This window comes from Mesotoga infera, assembly GCA_011045915.1.
Lineage (GTDB): Bacteria > Thermotogota > Thermotogae > Petrotogales > Kosmotogaceae > Mesotoga > Mesotoga infera_D.
On sequence record DSBT01000244.1, the window covers coordinates 1 to 4,396 of the forward strand.

Genomic DNA, 4,396 nt, shown 5'->3' on the forward strand with positions numbered 1-4,396 from the left:
CTCCTACATACAACATGAGGGTTCCTCCTTTCACAACCTCGTACAAGGTGCGGTCTTTTCGACCATTACTCTCAATCGTGTTAAGAAGGGTGCCCAACCTGGCATACAGGCTCTAAGCCTAAGGATGACGACTGGCTACTCCCTCTACCCTCATTCTATACTCTCTACTTCCTCTCTTATGACAATACACGAGGATTACGTGAAGGACTGTTATCCCGTAAGCCTGACCTGATGGACGCCTCTTCGGTCATCCCGTAGAGCCTGCCCCAAAATGCTCCTGTTTGGGGCTCCTGCACGGGATCTCGCATCTAAGAACCGCTTGCGCTGATGAAAAATCACGTTGACAGTCAACGGTCCACCGTCATCGGCATATTTCATATTTACCCCGCAAGGATATTGGACAAATAGAAGAACAGATTGGATAAAAGTAGACTGGAAGCTTAAGCAAAACCCAAATGTCGCAGAAAAAGCCTTCCTAGGAATTCTCAAAAGTGTAGCCTTCTTCGATAAGTTCTACACAGGCTTCTACAACTGACGGATCGTACAGTTTACCCGAATTCTCCTTTATTTCATCTAGGGCGAACTCAATTCCCAGGGCCGCCCTGTAGGGTCTGTGGGAGGTTATAGCCTCAACCACGTCGGCAACGGCTATTATTCTTGATTCTAGCCTTATTTGATCGTCTTTCAAACTTCCTGGATAACCAGATCCATCGAGTCTTTCGTGGTGCTGTAACACTATATCGGCAATGGGCCAGGGAAGATCCATATCTTTGAGCATATTATAGCCATTCTTCGAATGTTCCCTTACTAGTCTGAACTCAATATCGCTCAGCTTTCCCGGTTTAGACAGAATCTCCGTAGGAACTGAAATCTTTCCTATATCGTGAAGTAGACCGGCGACTTTAAGACAGTTGCAGGTCTCATCATCGAGATCCATTTTCTTACCTATCGCCACGGCCAGATCGCTCACATTTTTCTGATGGCCGGCCGTGTAAGGATCCTTGGCGCTCACAATGTCCGAAGCGGCACGAACAAGAGCTTCGAAAGCTGATTCTAGGCTGCTAGATAGTCGATTTCTTTCTGTTATGTCTTCGCAGAGTTCAACAACGCCGGTAATCTTCCCGTCAGCATCCCTAACCGGATAAGCCCTCAAGTACCATGTTTTGCCGAACTTGGTAATTATTTCTCCAACTTCACGAGAGGCTGTGTCCAGTGTCTTTCTGAGGATGCAGTTATCGCACTTCCTGCTTCGCTGCCATACATCGACACAGTTCATACCGACAAGCTTTTCTATGCTTGTCCCAAAATGATCGGCCATAGCCTTGTTTGCCCAGATTATGTTCAGATCGGTGTCGTAATAGACTATTATTTCCTTAGTTGTGTTAAGTATGAGTGATTTCTCTTCTTCGGACTTCTTCAGGGCCTCCTGGCTTATGACGAAATCGGTTACGTCTCTGGTGAACCCGATGAAGCTCGAATCGTCGAGCCTTACGGCCCTGACATTCCAGTATCTCTTCTCGCCTGTCTTCTTAACGAAGGCAGTAATGCCTTCTGCCACGCCGGCTTCGACAGTCCTCCTGAAATGGTTTTCGACCTCCAGAAGACTCTCGGGAGCCGCCAACTGTTTCAAGTTCATTTTCAGCAGCTCTTCTCTTGAATAGCCGGTGATTAGACAGGACGCTTCGTTAACATCTGTATAATTGCCTCTTTCATCTGCGACGAATATTCCGTCCAGGGCATTCTCAACATATCTTCTGAACCTGCTCTCCTTTTCTTCGATCATTTGAAGAAATCCGTCTCTTTCGGAGAGAGCCTTGGCTAGCTTCATATTTGAAAAACTCAGTCTCGAGAGCCTTTGTGCAAACTTTGAGTAGAAGGTCATTGCGGTCATGACGGTATCGCGATTCCATCTGGGCACTTTGTCCAGAGCCTCAATATACTCTTTTTCGTTAAAACCGTATCTTCTCGCCTGTTTCCTGAAGACATCGTAATCAACGCTCTCATCTTCCATGAAGAACTGTCCCAGAAACAGATTCCCCAGATGGGTATTGCCCACGATTATTGGGGTACTCATATCCCACATATTGTTGGCACATTTGTAGAGCTTGAACGCTCCCTGCTCTATGCCCTTCGAAAGCTCTATATCACTGTAAAGACAGTTCTTGAGAGTCTCAGTATTCACGCGGTGATACTTTGTGCATATTTCCTGCCAACCGGTCTCTACGAGAACATTTCCGTGAGTATCGACGATCGCTACTCCGATATTGGTCAGTTTGTAGAAGTCGTTCATGATTGACTGAATAGTCTCGACATCCAGTAGATACTCGAGTTCTATATTCTCAATTTCACCTTCGGGATCGAGAATCGCCTCGAGTTTCTTGCTTGCTCTTCTCTCGCTATCCTTCAATCTCTCTTCAGCATTTTTTCTTGCAGTTATATCTTCTTCAAAGAGAACAAGACTTTCGACCTGCCCGTTCCTTCCGAATACCGGGTATATGGTTGTTTTAAGTACAATTCCATCTCGACGGTCTTCCATTGTCTTCTGGTTTCCTGTTTTCAGAACCTCTTCGATATGGATCTTTCTTACTTCGGCGAGTTCTTGCGGGATGAAATCATACAGATTCTTGCCGATCAGCGTCTCCAGATCAATACCAAGCCTCTTGGAGAGGGTCTTATTGGCAGTTATGACATTTCCTGAAAGATCTATCTGAAACAGCGATTCGGTTGGAGCATTAACGAGAGCCTGAAGCTGAAGATTCTTCTCTTCAAGAAGCTTTTCATCTCGCTTTCGCTGTGTTATATCTCTCACAGTGCTTACGACCAGTCTCTCCCCACCGTCTTCAATCAAGACAGAGTGTATCTCGACGGGAACAGGATCACAGTCTCTGTAGTAGTGCTGGCCGTTGATCGTTCTAGAAGTACCTAAGGCGGCTTTCGACCAGAATTTTCTGAACGATGCTTCTGTGATCTTTGTTTCAATGGTCGACAAAGACTTGCCGAGCAGCTCCTCTCTGGAGAAACCGTTATTGTTTATAACGGCATCGTTTACGTAGACTATTCTGGCTTCCATATCGGAAACGAATACCATATCCACTATATGATTAACAAGATCGGGAAATTGCCTCATAGAACCTCCGGCGACACCTGTCGCTTCCCGGTACAGACAGAATGCCAAACGTTACTCGATGAACTCCACACGTACATTGTCCCTAACGATTTCTGATTAAAGCACTTACTTTACATATCTATCATTTTGTTTAACCTAATAATAATGTAATTAAACATTTAGTCACATATCTATTATAGACTTATTTCCTCAGATAAGCATGACTTTTGTGACAAAAGGACGGGCTTTTCCGCTCAGTATTGAGTAAGAGTGTAAATGCCTTCAATCTAAGCATCAAATGAGCATCTCCAACACTTAATTCCCCAAATCATTTCAGCAAGAGAGAAACCGAGAAAAAGTCTCGACGAGATCTTCGCTTCGATAAATGAAGAGAAGACTTGGCAATCTTACTCTTGCTATTAGAAACAGATGCTCTTATGGGATACGAATTGTCCAAAAAGAGTACAGTTTGAAACGCGCTTCAAAGAGCACACTCCCCACCGCAAGCGGGGATTTAGCACTCGGCATTGGAGAACAGTTGCTGCGGCTGATGAAAAACCACGTTGACCGTCAGCGGTCCGCCTTTCTCCGGGAAGAGCAGCAGTTGCAAGTTGCCTGTTCCGAGTTGCGAGCATAAGAACCGCTGTGCGCTTGCTAGAAGACGTTGAACGCTGTGAAGACTCGTTGCAAGTGCCAAGATGCAAGTTACAAGTTTAGGACAGAGAAGAAATCACACCACAAATACACAGCCCGTCATCTGAATCTGTTTCAAAATCACGCTCTCAAGGTTTTTCGAACCTGCAACCACCTGTCTGCAACCACGGTACTTCAAGCCCAGATCCTGAACAGAAGCGTTTCAGGATGACGTGAAGAAAGAAAAGACTGCCATCCCGCAGAGCGCGCCCTGGAATTTACTCACTTGGTCATCCCGTGATGGGCCTGCACGGGATCTGGTCTTGAAAACACTCCAAGGACCGAGGTCCTAACAGAAGCGTTTCAGGATGACGTGAAGAAAGAAAAGACTGCCGTCCCGCAGAGCGCGCCCTGGAATTTACTCACTTGGTCATCCCGTGATGGGCCTGCACGGGATCTCGCATCTATGAACCGCTGTGTGCTGATGAAACCACGTTGACCGTCAGCGGTCCACCGTCCTAATACCGGTTCTTTGTTCCGACGCTACGCGTCCAGGTTGTTTGTTCTTGGTAAAAAATTACGTCATGACTGAAAATGAGGTCCGTTCTTGACGTGCACACACCCCGTCGACGATGGAGCCAACGATACCCCTCTCGA

At 46.2% G+C, this 4,396-nt stretch carries 1 protein-coding gene; it reads right to left on the reverse strand.

Annotated features, from left to right (window positions below; genetic code table 11):
* Window positions 1-475: 475 nt before the first annotated feature.
* The gene (locus ENN47_08395) at window positions 476-3,175 is read right to left on the reverse strand and encodes a PAS domain S-box protein (GenBank protein HDP78187.1); all 2,700 of its coding nucleotides are present in this window, start codon (window positions 3,173-3,175) and stop codon (window positions 476-478) included.
* Window positions 3,176-4,396: the final 1,221 nt, after the last annotated feature.